This window comes from Pseudoduganella sp. RAF53_2, assembly GCF_052113985.1.
In the GTDB taxonomy this organism is placed as follows: Bacteria; Pseudomonadota; Gammaproteobacteria; order Burkholderiales; family Burkholderiaceae_D; genus Rugamonas.
Window position 1 is genome coordinate 1 of sequence record NZ_JBFRDW010000049.1, and the last position, 16,046, is coordinate 16,046.

A 16,046-nucleotide genomic window follows, 5' to 3' on the forward strand; every position below is an offset into this window, starting at 1 on the left:
GATGGCCTCCGGTAGATCAATGAGACTGTCTATGACTAGATTATAGAAAGACTTTGATGACCCCCATGTGACAGTCAGCACAAAAAGACATAAATGTAGGCAGACGGCAACACTAGTTATCTGAAACCAACTTCGCGCCGCAAGCGCATTTGCCCTGCTAGGATGAATTGAAAGGAGGGACACACTATGAACCAGCCCTATGAGCCCGACGAATCCGAACGCCGCCATCACATGATGGACGAAGACGATATCGGCAGCGGCGAGAAATCGCCTGCCGAAAAAGAGACAGAGGAAGAAATCCGCAAGATTCCTCCCCTGCCGCCCGAAGCCCCTAAGCCTTCATAGGCGGCGGTTTCGGCATAGGCTCCTCGACAGGTGGTTCCACCGGCACCGGTTCGATGTCGGGGGGCGGCTCTTTATCCGGCGGCGGCGGCGGTGTTTCCGGATCGGGGGTGATATGCGCCTTGATGTCGATGTCGATGTCGATGTCGATCATGGGATTTCTCCTCGATAAACATTAGCAAAAACTTCACTTATTCTCATCAGATCGGGCGGCTTTTGGATTTATCAAGCCCCCCTTCCGAAAATACAAATTGTGGCGGCGTGTTGTGCGCCATACACTGGCTCAACGATTAATTCTTAATGAGCCGACAATGTCCGACTTCGATCTTTCCCTGCTACAGCAATGGGTCGGCAGGACCGAGACACTGCAGGACGTGGTGCGTCCGGAAGCCGTCGGCGCACTCGCCGCAACACTCGACACGCCGGCGCCGAACGCCATCCTGCCGCCGCTGTGGCACTGGATCAATTTCTGGTCGGTCGCACCGGCCGCGCAAATCGGCGACGACGGCCATCCGCGCCGCGGCGGTTTCCTGCCGCCGGTGCCGCTGCCACGCCGCATGTGGGCGGGCGGACGCCTGGCCTTCCCCGAGCCGTTACCGATCGGCGCGGCCATCAGCCGCACGTCGTCCATCCTGGACGTGAAGGACAAGGCTGGCGCCAGCGGGCATCTGGTGTTTGTCACCGTGCGCCATGAAATCCGTTGCAGCGGACGCATCGCCATCACTGAAGAACACGATATCGTCTATCGCGATATGCCGGCGCCCGGCTCGCCGCAGCCCGCGCCAAAATCCGCTCCAGCGCAGGCGCAGTGGTCGCGCGAAATTACTCCCGATCCTGTGCTGCTGTTCCGCTATTCCGCGCTGACCTTCAACGGACACCGCATCCATTACGACCGCAGCTACGTCACTGAAGTGGAAGGCTATCCCGGCCTGATCGTGCACGGACCGCTGATCGCCACCTTGCTGATGGAGTTGCTGCGCGCCGAACTACCGGCGGCGCGCGTGACATCGTTCAGCTTCCGCGCCGTGTCGCCGCTGTTCGACATCCATCCCTTTACCGTTTGCGGCCGCCCCGAAGGCAATGGCCGCGTGAGCCTGTGGGCACTGAACCACCGCGGCGAACTGGCCATGCAGGCCGAAGCCACCATTGAGTGAGAACGACAATGCACAACAACGACCAATACCAGGACATCCGCGATGCCGTGCGCGCTCTGTGCGCAGAATTCCCGGCCTCCTATTTCCGCGACGTCGACGAGGCGCGCGGCTATCCGGAAGCCTTCGTCAATGCGCTCACCGAAGCGGGCTGGCTGGCCGCGCTGGTCCCGCAGGAATACGGCGGTTCGGGCCTGGGCCTGACGGAAGCGTCGATCATCATGGAGGAGATCAACCGCAGCGGCGGCAACTCCGGCGCCTGCCACGGCCAGATGTACAACATGGGCACCCTGCTGCGTCACGGCTCCCAAGCCCAGAAAGAGTTTTATCTGCCGAAAATCGCCAGCGGAGAACTGCGCCTGCAATCGATGGCCGTGACCGAGCCAACCACCGGCACTGACACCACAAAGATCAAAACCACGGCCGTGCGCAAAGGCGACCGCTACGTGGTCAATGGCCAGAAAGTGTGGATCTCCCGCGTACAGCATTCCGACCTGATGATTCTGCTGGCGCGCACGACGCCGCTGTCGGATGTGACCAAGAAGTCCGAAGGCATGTCCATCTTCCTGGTCGATCTGCGTGAGGCGATCGGCAAAGGCATGAGCGTGCAGCCGATTCTCAACATGGTCAACCACGAAACCAATGAGCTGTTCTTCGAGAACCTTGAAATCCCGGCCGGGAACCTGATTGGCGAGGAAGGCAAAGGCTTCAAGTACATCCTGGATGGCTTGAACGCGGAGCGCACGCTGATCGCGGCAGAGTGCATTGGMGACGGCTACTGGTTTATCGACAAGGTCAGCAAATACGTCAGCGAGCGCGAAGTGTTCGGCCGTCCCATCGGCCAGAACCAGGGCGTGCAGTTCCCTATCGCGAAGGCTTACGTGAATATCGAAGCGGCAAACCTGATGCGCTACAAAGCTGCCGAACTGTTCGACGCGCACCAGCCCTGCGGCGCGCAAGCAAATATGGCCAAGATGCTGGCGGCGGATGCATCGTGGGAAGCGGCCAACGCCTGCCTGCAATTCCACGGCGGCTTCGGTTTCGCCCACGAGTACGACGTCGAGCGCAAGTTCCGCGAAACGCGCCTGTACCAGGTGGCGCCGATTTCGACCAATCTGATTTTGTCCTACGTCGCCGAGCACGTACTGGGCATGCCGCGCTCGTTCTGAGGAGATTGTTTATGCGACCACTCGACGGCATTACCGTAGTCACGCTGGAACATGCGATCGCAGCGCCTTTCTGCACACGGCAGCTGGCCGATCTCGGCGCACGCGTCATCAAGGTTGAGCGTCCCGGCGTCGGCGATTTCGCCCGCGCCTACGATGCACGCGCCCGCGGACTGGCTTCGCACTTTGTGTGGACCAATCGCTCGAAAGAGAGCCTGACACTGGACGTCAAACACGCCGCTGCGGATGAAATCCTCGGCAAGCTTTTAGACGAAGCCGACGTGCTGGTACAGAATCTGGCGCCCGGCGCTGCGGCGCGGCTTGGCCTGTCCTACGAAGCGCTGAAGGCAACGCATCCGCGACTGATTGTCTGCGATATTTCCGGTTACGGCGCGGATGGCCCTTATCGCGACAAGAAGGCTTACGATTTGCTGATTCAGAGTGAATCTGGCTTCCTGTCGATTACCGGCACGCCGGACGAACCGGCCAAGGCGGGCTGCTCGATTGCCGATATTGCGGCGGGCATGTACGCTTACACCAACATCCTCGCGGCGCTGATCCAGCGCGGCAAGACGGGCAAGGGCTGCCGCATTGACGTGTCCATGCTGGAGAGCCTGGCGGAGTGGATGAGCTATCCGCTCTATTACGCCATGGACGGCGCTTCGCCGCCGCCGCGCGCAGGCGCCGCACACGCGACGATTTATCCGTACGGCCCCTTCCCTGCCGGCGACGGCAAAGTGGTGATGCTCGGCTTGCAGAACGAGCGCGAATGGGCGCTGTTCTGCGAAAAGGTATTGTTGCGGCCCGATCTTGCCACCGATGCGCGCTTCGCATCCAACGCCAAGCGGCACGAGGCGCGCCAGGAACTGCGGGCGCTCATCGTTGAGACCTTCGCGGCACTCACCGCCGAGCAGGTCATCGAGCGTCTGGACCATGCGCAGATCGCCAACGCGCACATGAATTCCATGCACGATCTGTGGCAGCACGCGCAGCTGAAGGCGCGCGAGCGCTGGGTTGAAGTTGGTACGCCGGCGGGCGCAATGCCTGCCCTGCTGCCGCCGGGCGTGCCGAATACGTGGGAAGCACGCATGGACGAAGTGCCGGCGCTGGGGCAGCACACGGACACGATTCTTTCTCACCTCGGCTACGATGCCGCGTCGATCGCCGCGCTGCGCAGCCAGCAAGCTGTCTGAGGAGCCAGCATGAGCACACAGGAACTTGCCACCTTCGCCGCCAACCTCCAGTTCGGACAGATTCCGGACGCCGTCGTACGCCGCGCGGAAGACCTCTTCCTCGACTGGATCGGCTCCGCGCTGGCCGGTAGAGGCGCCCGCCCCGTCGAAGCCATCGCCCGCTTTGCTGAGGAGATGTCCGGTGTTCCGGCGCGCGGTGCCGCCTCCGGCGCCGCGTCCGCCGGAATGTCCGGCGGTGCTTGCGAGGTGCTGATTTCACGTACGCGGACAACGCCGCTGTTCGCGGCGATGGTCAACGGCGCCTCGTCCCACTTTGCCGAACAGGACGACGTGCATAATGGCTCCGTCTTTCACCCTGCCGCGGTGGTCTTTCCGGCGGCGCTGGCAATCGGGCAGGCTGAGGGTCGCTCAGGCCAGGAGCTGCTGACCGCCGCCGTGGCAGGCTATGAGGTCGGCATTCGCGTCGGCGAATTTCTCGGACGCTCCCACTATAAGATCTTCCACACCACCGGCACCGCAGGCACCATTGCCGCAGCAGCGGCCGCTGGACGCTTGCTGAACCTGAGCCCCGAACAAATGCTTCACGCTTTCGGGTCGGCCGGCACGCAAGCCGCCGGCCTGTGGGAATTCCTGCGCGACGCCGCCGATTCCAAGCAGCTCCATACCGGCRAAGCCGCCGCAGACGGTCTGACGGCAGCCTGGCTCGCACGTGAAGGCTTTACCGGCGCGCGCCGCATCCTGGAAGGCCCGCAAGGCATGGCCGCCGGCATGTCGCGCGATGCCGATCCGGCCCGGCTGACCGACCGTCTCGGCGCGCGCTGGGCGCTGGCCGAGACTTCGTTCAAATTCCATGCATCGTGCCGCCATACGCATCCCGCCGCCGACGCGCTGCAAGCCGTCATGCACGAACATGCGCTCACCGCGGCGCAGATTGCACGAGTGGACGCTTTTGTGCACCAGGGCGCAATCGACGTGCTGGGGCCGGTCGTGAATCCGCAAACCGTCCATCAGGCCAAATTCTCAATGGGCACCGTGCTTGGCCTGATCGCCGAATTCGACGCGGCAGGGCTGAGCGAATTCGAACAGAGCTACAACAATCCCCGTGTTGCCGCCCTGCGCGAGAAAGTGCACATGGTGCTGGATGCGGAGGTGGACGGCGCCTATCCGGCGCGCTGGATCGGCAAAGTGGTCGTCACTACGACCGATGGCCGCACGCTGCATGGCCGCGTGGACGAGCCAAAAGGCGACCCAGGCAATACACTGAGCCGCGCAGAGCTGCAGGATAAAGCTGTGCGCCTGGCAGCCTTCAGCGGCGCGGCGACTGCGGCGGAGATGAACGCCGTGGCGGACAAGGTCTGGTCGCTGGCGCATGCCGAGCGCATCGGAGCGCTGCTGTGAGCCCACGCTCATATCTGTTCGTGCCCGCCACGCGGCCAGAGCGCATCGCCAAGGCGCTCGCTTCCGGCGCGGGCGCGATCATCATCGACCTCGAAGACGCCGTCCCGCCAGCCGATAAAGCCACCGCCCGCGCCGCCCTCACCGATTGGTTCGACGCCTACGATCCTGCCCCGGCTGCCCCGGCCGCGCCGCGCGCAGTTAGCAGCACCAGTCCCGCCAGCGCCAATCCCGCCGGCGCCACATCGGCCAGCACATCACTCATGGCGCCAGACGCCGGCCATGCCGATCTGGCATCGCAAGCGTCACCGGATGCCGGGCCAGGGCCAATCGTGCCGATCTACGTCCGCGTCAATGCTGCGGACACGCCCTGGTTTGCCGACGATCTCGCGGCGTGCCGCGCGGCTGGCCGCAAGCTGGCGGGCATCGTGCTGCCGAAAGCCGAGCGCATCGAGCAGTTGGCGCGCGCCACCGCCGTGGCGCCCGTGCTGCCGCTGATCGAGTCCGCGCAAGGCTTCGCCCACTTGCATAAACTCGCCTATGCGCCGCGCGTGGAAAGGCTGCTGTTTGGCTCCATCGACTTCCGCCTTGACCTCGGCATCGAGGATGAACGAGAGGGTCTGCTCTACTTCCGTTCAGAACTGGTGCTGCAATCGCGGCTGGCCGACCTGCCGCCGCCAGTCGACGGCGTCACGACCGATTTTGAGGACGCAGCGGCAGTGGCGGACGACACCCGCTACGCCAGGCGCCTCGGCTTCGGCGCCAAGCTGTGCATCCACCCCAAACAGCTGGAAGCCGTCCACAAAGTATTCTCACCGACAGAACAAGAAATCGCCTGGGCCCAGCGCGTGCTGCAAGCCGCTGAAGCCGCGCAAGGCGCCGCCGTGGCACTGGACGGCAAGATGATCGACCGCCCCATCATCCTCGCCGCCCAACGCATCATCGATTCATCACACCGATAACACCGGAGACACTAATGAAACTGCAATCCATCCTGTTTGCCGCCACAACCCTGTTTGCCGCAAGCGCCTTTGCGCAAAATCCGATCGTGATCAAATTCAGCCACGTGGTCGCGGCCGACACGCCCAAAGGCAAAGGCGCCCAGAAATTCAAGGAGCTGGCGGAAGCGGCGACCAAGGGACGTGTGAAGGTCGAGGTCTATCCGAACAGCCAGCTGTATAAGGACAAGGAAGAACTGGAAGCGCTGCAAATGGGTGCAGTGCAGATGCTGGCGCCGTCGCTGTCAAAATTCGGTCCGCTGGGCGTGAAGGAATTCGAGGTTTACGACATACCCTATATTCTGCCAAGTAAAGCCGCCCTGCAGCGTGTGAACGAAGGCCCGGTCGGCAAATCACTGCTGAAGAAGCTGGAGCCCAAGGGCATCGTGGGCCTGGCTTACTGGGACAACGGCTTCAAGGAAATGACGTCGAATAAGCCGATCCGCACGCCGGCCGATTTCAAGGGACAGAAGCTGCGCATCCAGTCGTCCAAGGTGCTGGACGCGCAAATGCGCGCGCTGGGCGCCAATCCGCAGGTACTCGCTTTCTCCGAGGTCTATCAATCGATGCAGACCGGCGTGGTGGATGGCGGCGAGAATACGCCGTCCAATATCTACACTCAGAAAATGCACGAGGTGCAGAAGCATCTGACAGTGTCGGATCACGGCTATATCGGCTATGCGGTGATCGCCAACAAGAAGTTCTGGGATAGCCTGCCGGCCGATGTCCGCGCGCAGCTGGAAGGCGCGATGAAGGAAGCGACCCGCTACGCGAACGAGATCGCGCAGAAGGAGAACGATGAAGCGCTGGAAGGCATCCGCAAGTCGGGCAAGACGGAGGTCTACAAGCTGACGCCGCAGGAAAAAGCGGAGTGGCGCAAGGCGCTGCTGCCGGTGCAGAAGACTGTAGAGGATCGTGTGGGCAAGGACCTGATCGCGTCCTTCAACCGAGAAGCCGCCGCCGCGGAAGCTACGAAATAACGCGGCCCGCCGCGCAAATGAAGTCCACCAGCTCGCGCGCATAGGCTGGCAGCGCGTCGAGCTTCTGCACCACCACGCTGCGTTCGCGCACCGCCCACGGTTCCTTCAACTCCACCAGCGCCAGCCGCATCGTGCGGCTCAGGCGCACGGCGGAGGAATGCGGCAGGATCGCGACGCCGACATTGTTCTCCACCATACGGCACATGGCTTCAAAGCCGCGCACCTGGATGCGCAACTGCAGCCGCTGCCCCGTCTCCGCCGCAATGCGCGACAGGAAGTGCTGCAGCGTACTGCCTTCGTGCAGGCCGATATGCTGATAATCCAGTGTCTCGGCAAAGCTGATTTCCTTCACCTGCGCGAGAGGATGATCCGGCGCCGCCGCGAGCACCAGCCGGTCGGTGGAGAAATTGATGATCTCCAGCCCGGCGCCGGACACCGGCCCGGCAGCGATGCCGATATCGGCCGTGCCCTCCTGGATGCCGCGGATGATGTCCTGATTCAGACGCTCTTCCAGCGCTACATTCACCTGCGGATGGCGGCTCAAAAACTGCCCCAGCACCTCCGGCATGAACTCCGTCACCGCCGTGGTGTTGGCGAAGATGCGGATATGGCCCTTGATGCCATTGTTGTACTGCTGCATATCGCTCTTCAGCCGTTCCACCTGCTGCATGAAGGCCTGCGCATGCGCCAGCAACGTTTCGCCGGCGGGCGACAACTGCACGCCCTTGTTCTCGCGGTACAGCAGGCGCGTGCCGAAGCGCGTTTCCAGTTCCTTGATGCGGTTGCTGGCCGCCGCCAGCGAGATGTGCATGCGCTCCGCAGCGCGGGTCAGGCTTTTCTGTTCGGCGATGTGGATGAAGAGGCGCAGGTCGGTGAGGTCAAACAGCATGGGCAAATCCTTCTCGGCTACCCGCCAGTATGGCACTGATCTGCTCAAAGCTCACGGGTTTCACGAGATGGCCTTCGAAGCCTGCGTCGAAGGCCTGCTGCCTATCTTTCTGCTGTCCCCAGCCGGTCACCGCCACCAGCACCGTCTTGCGCAACGCGGGCATGCGGCGGATGGCGCGCGCCAGGTCGTATCCGTTCATCTGCGGCAGGCCGATGTCGAGGAAAGCGAAATCCGGCACGAAGGCTTCCGCCGCGACCAGCGCCTGATTGCCGTCATGGCTGATCTGCACCGTATGGCCCATGGAGCGCAGCAGCGCGCCGATGCTGTTGACGAAATCAATATTATCGTCCGCGAGCAGGATGCGGTACTGGCGCACCGGCCCCGGCATCCCCTGCGGCGCCGCGACCACCGCCGCCGGCTCGGCCACCACCGGCAGCATGACCAGAATTTCGGTGCCGGTGCCCAGCCCTTCGCTCGAGGCGCGGATGGTGCCTCCGTGCAGTTCCACCAGTTTGCGCGCCAGCGACAGGCCTACGCCCAGCCCCGCCGTACTGCGTTCCAGCGAGGTGTCGGCCTGGATGAAGAGTTCGAAAATTTCGCCCAGCATATTGGCCGGAATGCCGATACCGTTGTCCTTCACGCGGATCAGCACCTGCTCATTGACGACGATGGCACGAAGACTGATGGCGCCGCCGCGCGAGGTGTACTTGGCCGCGTTGTTCAGCAAATTGGACAGCACCTGCGCCAGGCGCGTGCCATCACCCAGCAAGTGCACGGGCTTGTCCGGCAGCGACACCTCCAGCTTGTGGCCCTGTGCATCGATGAAAGGACGCGCCACTTCCAGCGCATCGTTCACGACATCGCTCAGCCTCACCTGATCGTGGCGAATCGTCAGCTTGCCGGTAGTGATGCGCGAGACGTCCAGCAGGTCATCCACCAGGCGCACCATCTGCTTGAGCTGGCGTTCCATGATGGCGCGCGCGCGCTCGACGGCGTTGGCATCCTTGCCGTTGACGCGCATGATGTCCAGACCCGTGCGGATCGGCGCCAGCGGGTTGCGCAGCTCGTGCGCCAGCGTGGCCAGGAACTCGTCCTTGCGGCGGTCCGCCAGCAGCAGTGCGCGCTCCGCGCCCTGCCGCACATGCATCTCATGTTCCAGTGTGCGGTTGGCGTCCTGCAGCGCGTGCGCGCGGCGCTCCACCTCGGCCAGCATATCGTTGAAGGCCGCCACCAGCGTGCCGATTTCGCCGGTCGCATCGCTGCCGACGCGCAGGCTGAAGTCGCGCCGCAGCATCACTTCGCGCGCCACGCCGGTCACCGCTGCCAGTGGCCGCGTGATGGCTTTCTGCAGGCCGGACGCCACCAGCGCCGCCACCAGCATGCTGGGCACCAGCACCGCCGCCAGAATCATGGCGTAGCTTTCGACCCGGTCCAGCAGACGATAGCTGGCATTCAGGTACACCGTGCCGATGCGTTCGCCGTGATCGACAATGGGATGGTAGACGATCATGCTGCCGCCCTGGACGGCGTAGCCGACTTTGCCCGGCCTGGCCGGGAATTCAGGCGCATCGACCGGCGACTGGCTGTAGGAGGCGAACAGCTGGCCGGTATCCGTGTACACAGCGCCCGCCAGGATCTGCGGCCGCACGCGCAGCAGCGCCAGGTTTTGCCGCGCCGTGGCCGGATCGTTGAAACTCACCGCCGGCGCGGACATGGTGGCGATAATCTCGGCCTGTGTGGTCAAGTCGTCCACCCAGCCCTGCTGGAAGCTGCTCAGGTCATACAGCAGCATGCAGACCGAGGTCGTGACCAGGGCGACAAGTGTCGTGGCCAGCGCCATCATGATCAGCTTGGCCCGCACCGAGGCCGCATGCAACCGCAACATTACTGCCCCTTCTGCACCTGATAAGCAACCGACAGCAGGCGGGAACTCAGGCGCACATTATTCTTCTCAGCCGCAGGCAGCGAAATCTCGAAACGCACGCGGTCATCGACCAGGCGGAAGTTGATCACACTACCCTGCTGCAGACCATTCTCGGTTTCCGTCACGCTCAGCACACCGTTCTTGGCCGCATTGCGCAGGATCTGCGGCGTCTGCGCCGCATCCCCGCCGACAAAGACCAGCTGCAGGCCCGCCAGCGCATCCGGGTCGCGCAAAGTCTTCACGACGATCGGGCGTCCGTTGATCATACGCCCGGCTGTAATTTGCGTAAGTTCGGTAGCGATATCGTCCGCACCGATCACACCGACCGTCATCTGAGCCGGCGTATCGCCGGGGTACTCGACATAGCCGAGGAATTTGTACAGGAAAGCTGCCTTCACGCTGCGTTCCAGGTTCTGCCCCTGCGCCTGCGCACTTTGCGGCGGCAGACCGCTGGCAACGCACCCCAGGGCCAGCGCCAGCAGCAGCGCGGCAACAACGCGGCCGGTCCACGCGGGCACGGCGTCGCAGGACATCATGCGGAGAGAGGCGGCCATCATGTCAGTACCGCAGCGTCATCTGCAGCATCGCCGTACGTTCGATTACGCTGCGCGTCGGCAGCGCGCCAAACTCCGCGTGATTACGATGCAAAAGGTTTTGTCCAATCAGCGCAAATTCCATATTGGCGCTGGCTTTCCATGACAGGTGCATATCCAGTTCGTGATAGGAAGGTACTTCAGGATGCGGCAATTTACCGACGCGGCGCAAGGTCCAGTCCAGCTGCATACTGGCGGGCAGGTCGTGCGAGGAACGCAGCATCCAGCGGCTGTTGGGATCGTTCGCATTCAAGCCCGCCGCGGCAGCCAGATCCTTACTTCCAGGCAGACCCTTGATATCCACATTTTGCACCACAAGGCCGGCGTGCAGGCGCCAGTGCGGCGTGGCCTGGAAACTGCCCCAGACTTCCAGGCCGCGCGTGTAGCCTGCGGAGAGATTGCGGAATACATTCAGGCCGGTGTTCGGCAACGGCAGCGGATTCGGTTCCAGCGTGCGCAAGCGGTCGTAGTCGGCATACCAGAGTGTGGCTGAATACGACCACCGCGGTGATGGCTGGGCGCGATAGCCCAGCTCCGCCACCTTGGCCACTTCCGAATCGAAGTCCGGACCGCCACCGTAGAGATAGCGCGGCACGCCGCCAATCTTCACCGGCACCGGCGGTGCGTAGAAATCGCGGTCGATGCGCGATGGAGCACGCACGGTGCGCGCGAGGCTGGCCCATAACAGGCGGCCACTGTCCGGCATCCATGCAAGGCGTGCGCTCGGCAGCCATTCGGCGCCGGTGTAATTATTGTGTTCCACCTTGGCGCCGGCTGTCAGGCGCAGTTGCGGCGTCAGCGCGTATTCGTCCTGAACAAACAGATTCCCCCAATGCATGGTCAGATCGCCGGGCAGGAAGCCGAAGCCCGGACCGGCGATATTCGTGTCGCGCGACTCGCGGTAGCCGCCGCCCCACACGATGCTGTTACGCGCCAGGCGCACGCTGTGCTGGGCTTGCAGCTCATAGGTATCGAGGCGGTCGATGTAGGCGTTGGGCTGGTCGCGTTCCGTGTGGTCCAGTACCACCTGCACGCTCAGATCGGAGTCGGCAGACAGCTTATGCACATAGCGGGTATTCAGGTTGCCGCCGGAGATGTCGATGTCGCGCGTACCCAGCTGATGCAGCTTGCCCTGATAGACATCGCCGGACACGGTCAGTCCCATGCGCTCCCAATCCGCACGGAAGCCGGCCTGGCGGCGGTGCCAGCCCGTGAAATCGCTCATCGTTTTGCCCTCGCCGATATCGTCCGCATCGGCATAGCGCGCATAGAGGCGGAAGTGGCCGCCATTCGGCAAGGCCCCGCCATAGCGCGCGGAACCATCGCGGTTATTCGATCCGGCGGCAAGGGAGGCCAGCGTGCCTTGCGTGTCCGTCACCGAGCGCGTGATGATGTTGATCACGCCATTGACCGCATTCACACCCCAGATAGTTGCACCGGGACCGCTGATCACTTCGATGCGCTCGACGTCCTCCATCACCACATCCTGCGCGTCCCAGAACACACCGGAGAACAATGGCGAATAGATGCTGCGGCCATCGATCAGCACCAGCAGTTTGTTTTCGAGCGCACTGCCGAAGCCGCGCGCGGTGATCGCGTAATTGCGCGCATCGACTTGCGCCACTTGCAGATTCGGCGCGAGGCGCAAGGCTTCAGGCAGCGAGCGCACACCGCTGCGGCGGATGTCTTCATTGCTGATGATGAAGACTGAAGCGGCGGCGTTACTGAGGCGTTCTTCCTGGCGCGATACCGAAGTGACGACGATGTCGTTGAGCTCTTCCAGCGACATGTCGGCAAGCTGGGTGCTCTCGACCGTGCTGGCGCCCGCCGTCAGGGCACGGGCCAGCAAGGCGGCAAGCAGTAAGGTGCTGCGAGTTTTATTATTGGGCATGGACCCTGAGACTGGCTTATGTGGTCTCAGGGATTATAGCCATTTCCGTTTTTTCCACCGCGCACTATTTAAACGCTGTGGCAACTTTGCCTCAAGCGGACAACTGGCGCATCACCGAAATCAGATCGGACTTGCCTTCAAAGCCAATACCGGGCAGGTCCGGCATCGTCACATAGCCCTGCTCCACTTTCACGCCATCAGGGAAGCCACCGAATGGCTGGAACAGGTCCGGGTAGCTTTCATTGCCGCCCAGCCCCAGGCCCGCTGCGATGTTCAGGGACATCTGGTGGCCGCCGTGCGGGATGCAGCGCGAGGCCGACCAGCCGTGCTGTTCGAGCATATCCAGCGTGCGCAGATATTCAACCAGACCATAACTGAGTGCGCAGTCAAACTGCAGCCAGTCGCGGTCCGCGCGCATGCCGCCGTAGCGAATCAGGTTGCGSGCATCCTGCATCGAGAACAGGTTTTCGCCCGTCGCCATGGGGTTCGCGTAGTAGTTGCGCAGCGTCGCCTGTAACTCGAAGTCGAGCGGATCGCCTGCCTCTTCGTACCAGAACAGATCGTATTGCGACAGCGCTTTCGCATACTGAATTGCGGTGTCCAGGTCAAAGCGGCCATTGGCATCGACCGCCAGCTTCTGGCCATCCTGCAGCACGCTCAGGATCGAATCGATGCGGCGCAGGTCTTCGTCCAGCGACGCGCCACCGATCTTCTTCTTCACCACCGTGTAGCCACGATCGATGTAGCTACGCATTTCGTCTTTCAGTTTGCCGTGGTCCTGGCCGGGATAGTAATAACCGCCCGCCGCATAAACAAAGACTTTACGGTCAGGCTGGCCATTGCCATAACGCTCGGCCAGCAACTGGAACAGCGGCTTGCCTTCGATCTTGGCGACCGCATCCCACACGGCCATATCGATGGTGCCGATGGCAACCGAGCGCTCGCCGTGGCCGCCCGGCTTCTCGTTCTTGAACATCGCGTCCCAGATCTTGTGCGGGTCCAGATTCCTGCCGCTGTCGTCCAGCAGCGATTCCGGCTCCGCTTCCATGATGCGCGGGATGAAGCGCTCGCGCATCAGCTTGCCCTGGCCGTAACGGCCGTTGGAGTTGAAGCCGTAGCCGACCACTGGCTTGCCGTCGCGGATCACGTCGGTGATCACGGCAACCAGGCTCAGCGTCATTTTGCTGAAGTCGATGTAAGCATTGCGGATAGGCGAGCTGATTTGAAGGGTTTGTTCACGGATTTCAACGATGCGCATGGCGGGTCTCCTTGGTAGCGTAGGGCGGATCATTGATCCGCCGTATATCGATAGCCGTAGCATAATCCCCGCGCCATGCACTAAAATTGAATGCAATTCATTTCATTATTAACTTCCAATGAAGAATGACCTTGAGTTCTTCGTACTGCTGGCGCGCCATGGCAACCTCGCCGCCGCCGCACGCGAGCTGGACCTGACGCCGCCCGCCGCCACCAAGCGCCTGGCGCAGATGGAAGCCCGTCTCGGCGTGCGCCTGGTAAACCGCACCACGCGCAGCATCAGCCTGACCAACGAGGGCGAAACTTATCTGTCTTATGCAACGCGCATATTGGCCGATCTGCGCGAGATGGAAGACGCCGTCTCGCGCGGCGGCGCCGAGCATCGCGGCCTGCTGCGGGTGAATGCGACGCTGGGTTTTGGCCGCACGACGATTGCGCCGCTGGTGTCCGAATTCGCCAGGCGCTATCAGCATGTGGAAGTGCAGCTGGAAGTGACCGACCGCCCAGTCGACCTGGTGGAAAGCGGCTTCGACCTGGCCATCCGCTTCGGCGCCCTGCCCGACAATCGCCTGAGCGCGCGGCGCGTGATGTCGAACCGCCGCTTCCTGTGCGCCTCCCCGGCCTATCTGGAACACCACGGCACGCCGAAAAAGCTGGCCGACCTGGCCCAGCACCGCTGCATCATCCACCGCCAGAACGAGGACGCTTACGGCATCTGGCGTTTCGAGAGCGGCGAGACGGTGAAAGTGTCTGGCGCGCTATCCAGCAACGACGGCGACATCGTCCTCGGCTGGGCCCTGGATGGCCATGGCATCCTGATCCGCTCCGAATGGGACCTGGCCAAATACCTGGAAAGCGGCCGTCTGCGCGTGGTGCTGCCCGATAGCAAACTGCCCTCCGCCGACTTGTTCGTGTATTACCCCCAGCGCCGCCAGCAAACCGCCCGTGCAAGGGCGTTTATCGACTTCCTCGTAGAAAAGTTTGCAAAGAGATAATCGTGCAAACAGGCACGGATCGTTATATCATCTTGTATATTGCGCTTTGAAACCAAGGGAAAACGATGAGAAAACTGGTCCTGACAACCATTCTTGGCACCGCCTTTACTGTTGCTCACGCCGATGAAGTCCAGGTGGCGGTAGCCGCCAATTTCGCCGGTCCGATGCAGAAAATCGCCGCCGCTTTCGAGCAAAGCACGGGCCATAAGGTGCTGCAAACCTCCGGCTCGACGGGCAAGTTCTACGCCCAGATCAAGAATGGCGCCCCCTTCGAAGTGCTGTTTGCGGCCGACGATGAGACCCCAGCCAAACTGGAAACCGAAGGCGCAGGCGTGAGCGGTTCGCGCTTCACCTACGCCGTAGGCAAGCTGGTGCTGTGGAGCGCCAAGCCTGGCCGCGTGGACGACAAGGGCGAAGTGCTGAAGAAAGGCGACTTCGCCCACATCGCCATCGCCAATCCCAAGCTGGCGCCTTACGGACTGGCCGCCACTGAAACCATCAAGGCAATGGGCCTGACCGACGCCCTGACACCGAAATATGTCGTTGGCGAAAACATCGCCCAGACCCACCAGTTCATCGCCACCGGCAATGCAGACCTGGGCTTCGTCGCCATGTCGCAGGTGCTGGACGGCGGCAGCATCAAGACCGGTTCGGCGTGGGTAGTGCCGGCCAACCTGTACTCGCCGATTCGCCAGGACGTCATCCTGCTGAATAAGGGCAAGGGCAAGCCTGCCGCAGAAGCGCTGTTGAAGTTTATGAAATCCGATGCGGCGAAAGCAGTGATCACCGCGTCCGGCTACTCGCTGTAATGTCATGATCGGCACGGAAGACTGGTCTGCAATCCGTTTGACGCTGGAGCTGGCGACAGCAACGACCGTCATCCTGCTGATCCTCGCGACACCGCTAGCCTGGTGGCTGGCCCGATCCCGATCGATCGGCGCCACCATTGCCAGCGCCGTCACCACGCTGCCGCTTGTGCTGCCGCCGACGGTGCTGGGCTTTTATCTGCTGGTGTTATTGGGCGACCAGGGTCCCATCGGCCATCTGACGCAATCGCTGGGCTGGGGACTGCTGGCCTTCAGCTTTCCCGGTCTACTGATAGCCTCCATCCTCTATTCCCTGCCTTTCACCGTGCAGCCTTTGCAGCAAGCCTTCCGCGAAATCGGTACGCGCCCATTGGAAGTGGCGGCCAGTCTGCGCGCTTCGCCGCTGGATGCTTTCTTCACCGTGGTGCTGCCGATGGCGCGTCCCGGCATTCTCACGGCTGCGGTG

The 16,046-nt window shown here is 62.5% G+C and carries 16 protein-coding genes; 10 read left to right on the forward strand and 6 right to left on the reverse strand.

Annotated features, from left to right (window positions below):
- Window positions 1–186: 186 nt before the first annotated feature.
- Window positions 187–345, forward strand: coding sequence for a hypothetical protein (locus tag AB4Z11_RS05010; RefSeq protein WP_442023111.1), 159 nt, complete (start codon window positions 187–189; stop codon window positions 343–345).
- Here the strand turns inward: AB4Z11_RS05010 and AB4Z11_RS05015 are convergent.
- Window positions 332–496: a hypothetical protein gene (locus tag AB4Z11_RS05015; RefSeq protein WP_442023112.1), complete on the reverse strand. Its 165-nt coding sequence runs from the start codon at window positions 494–496 to the stop codon at window positions 332–334. The two genes, AB4Z11_RS05010 and AB4Z11_RS05015, sit on opposite strands and share 14 nt — an antisense overlap.
- A 157-nt stretch (window positions 497–653) precedes the next feature.
- Here AB4Z11_RS05015 and AB4Z11_RS05020 point away from each other — a divergent pair, with 157 nt between their 5' ends.
- From AB4Z11_RS05020 to AB4Z11_RS05045, 6 genes are read left to right on the forward strand one after another with little or no spacing between them, the layout of a single operon-like run.
- Window positions 654–1,496: an FAS1-like dehydratase domain-containing protein gene (locus AB4Z11_RS05020; protein WP_442023113.1), complete on the forward strand. Its 843-nt coding sequence runs from the start codon at window positions 654–656 to the stop codon at window positions 1,494–1,496.
- 8 nt (window positions 1,497–1,504) lie between these two features.
- Entirely contained in the window at window positions 1,505–2,662 is a 1,158-nt protein-coding gene (locus AB4Z11_RS05025; RefSeq protein WP_442023114.1) for an acyl-CoA dehydrogenase family protein, read from the forward strand.
- 11 nt (window positions 2,663–2,673) lie between these two features.
- Window positions 2,674–3,852, forward strand: a complete 1,179-nt coding sequence (locus AB4Z11_RS05030; protein ID WP_442023115.1) for a CaiB/BaiF CoA transferase family protein — start codon at window positions 2,674–2,676, stop codon at window positions 3,850–3,852.
- 9 nt (window positions 3,853–3,861) lie between these two features.
- A complete protein-coding gene (locus AB4Z11_RS05035; RefSeq protein ID WP_442023116.1) occupies window positions 3,862–5,250 on the forward strand; it encodes an MmgE/PrpD family protein in 1,389 nt (462 codons plus the stop codon).
- Window positions 5,247–6,209: an HpcH/HpaI aldolase/citrate lyase family protein gene (locus tag AB4Z11_RS05040; protein ID WP_442023117.1), complete on the forward strand. Its 963-nt coding sequence runs from the start codon at window positions 5,247–5,249 to the stop codon at window positions 6,207–6,209. The genes AB4Z11_RS05035 and AB4Z11_RS05040 overlap by 4 nt, the downstream gene beginning before the upstream one ends.
- 14 nt (window positions 6,210–6,223) lie before the next feature.
- On the forward strand, window positions 6,224–7,225 hold the full coding sequence (locus tag AB4Z11_RS05045; RefSeq protein ID WP_442023118.1) for a TRAP transporter substrate-binding protein: 1,002 nt from the start codon (window positions 6,224–6,226) through the stop codon (window positions 7,223–7,225).
- Here the strand turns inward: AB4Z11_RS05045 and AB4Z11_RS05050 are convergent.
- The 5 genes from AB4Z11_RS05050 to AB4Z11_RS05070 form a co-directional block, all read right to left on the reverse strand.
- Window positions 7,215–8,114 carry a LysR family transcriptional regulator gene (locus AB4Z11_RS05050; protein ID WP_442023119.1) on the reverse strand — a complete coding sequence of 300 codons (900 nt, stop codon included), beginning with the start codon at window positions 8,112–8,114 and terminating at the stop codon, window positions 7,215–7,217. The two genes, AB4Z11_RS05045 and AB4Z11_RS05050, sit on opposite strands and share 11 nt — an antisense overlap.
- Window positions 8,104–9,999, reverse strand: coding sequence for a hybrid sensor histidine kinase/response regulator (locus AB4Z11_RS05055; protein ID WP_442023120.1), 1,896 nt, complete (start codon window positions 9,997–9,999; stop codon window positions 8,104–8,106). The genes AB4Z11_RS05050 and AB4Z11_RS05055 overlap by 11 nt, the downstream gene beginning before the upstream one ends.
- Window positions 9,999–10,595: a YfiR family protein gene (locus AB4Z11_RS05060; RefSeq protein WP_442023121.1), complete on the reverse strand. Its 597-nt coding sequence runs from the start codon at window positions 10,593–10,595 to the stop codon at window positions 9,999–10,001. Before AB4Z11_RS05060 ends, AB4Z11_RS05055 begins: the two co-directional genes overlap by 1 nt.
- A 1-nt stretch (window position 10,596) precedes the next feature.
- Window positions 10,597–12,522 (reverse strand): TonB-dependent receptor plug domain-containing protein, encoded by a 1,926-nt coding sequence (locus tag AB4Z11_RS05065; RefSeq protein WP_442023122.1) that lies wholly within the window; start codon window positions 12,520–12,522, stop codon window positions 10,597–10,599.
- 91 nt (window positions 12,523–12,613) lie between these two features.
- On the reverse strand, window positions 12,614–13,780 hold the full coding sequence (locus tag AB4Z11_RS05070; RefSeq protein ID WP_442023123.1) for a mandelate racemase/muconate lactonizing enzyme family protein: 1,167 nt from the start codon (window positions 13,778–13,780) through the stop codon (window positions 12,614–12,616).
- A 118-nt stretch (window positions 13,781–13,898) separates the two neighbouring features.
- Between AB4Z11_RS05070 and AB4Z11_RS05075 the strand changes: the two genes are divergently transcribed.
- The 3 genes from AB4Z11_RS05075 to AB4Z11_RS05085 form a co-directional block, all read left to right on the forward strand.
- The gene (locus AB4Z11_RS05075; protein ID WP_442023124.1) at window positions 13,899–14,774 is read left to right on the forward strand and encodes a LysR family transcriptional regulator; all 876 of its coding nucleotides are present in this window, start codon (window positions 13,899–13,901) and stop codon (window positions 14,772–14,774) included.
- 65 nt (window positions 14,775–14,839) lie between these two features.
- The gene (modA, locus tag AB4Z11_RS05080) at window positions 14,840–15,583 is read left to right on the forward strand and encodes a molybdate ABC transporter substrate-binding protein (RefSeq protein WP_442023125.1); all 744 of its coding nucleotides are present in this window, start codon (window positions 14,840–14,842) and stop codon (window positions 15,581–15,583) included.
- 4 nt (window positions 15,584–15,587) lie between these two features.
- On the forward strand, window positions 15,588–16,046 hold a 459-nt coding region (locus AB4Z11_RS05085; protein ID WP_442023126.1), incomplete at its 3' end, for a molybdate ABC transporter permease subunit.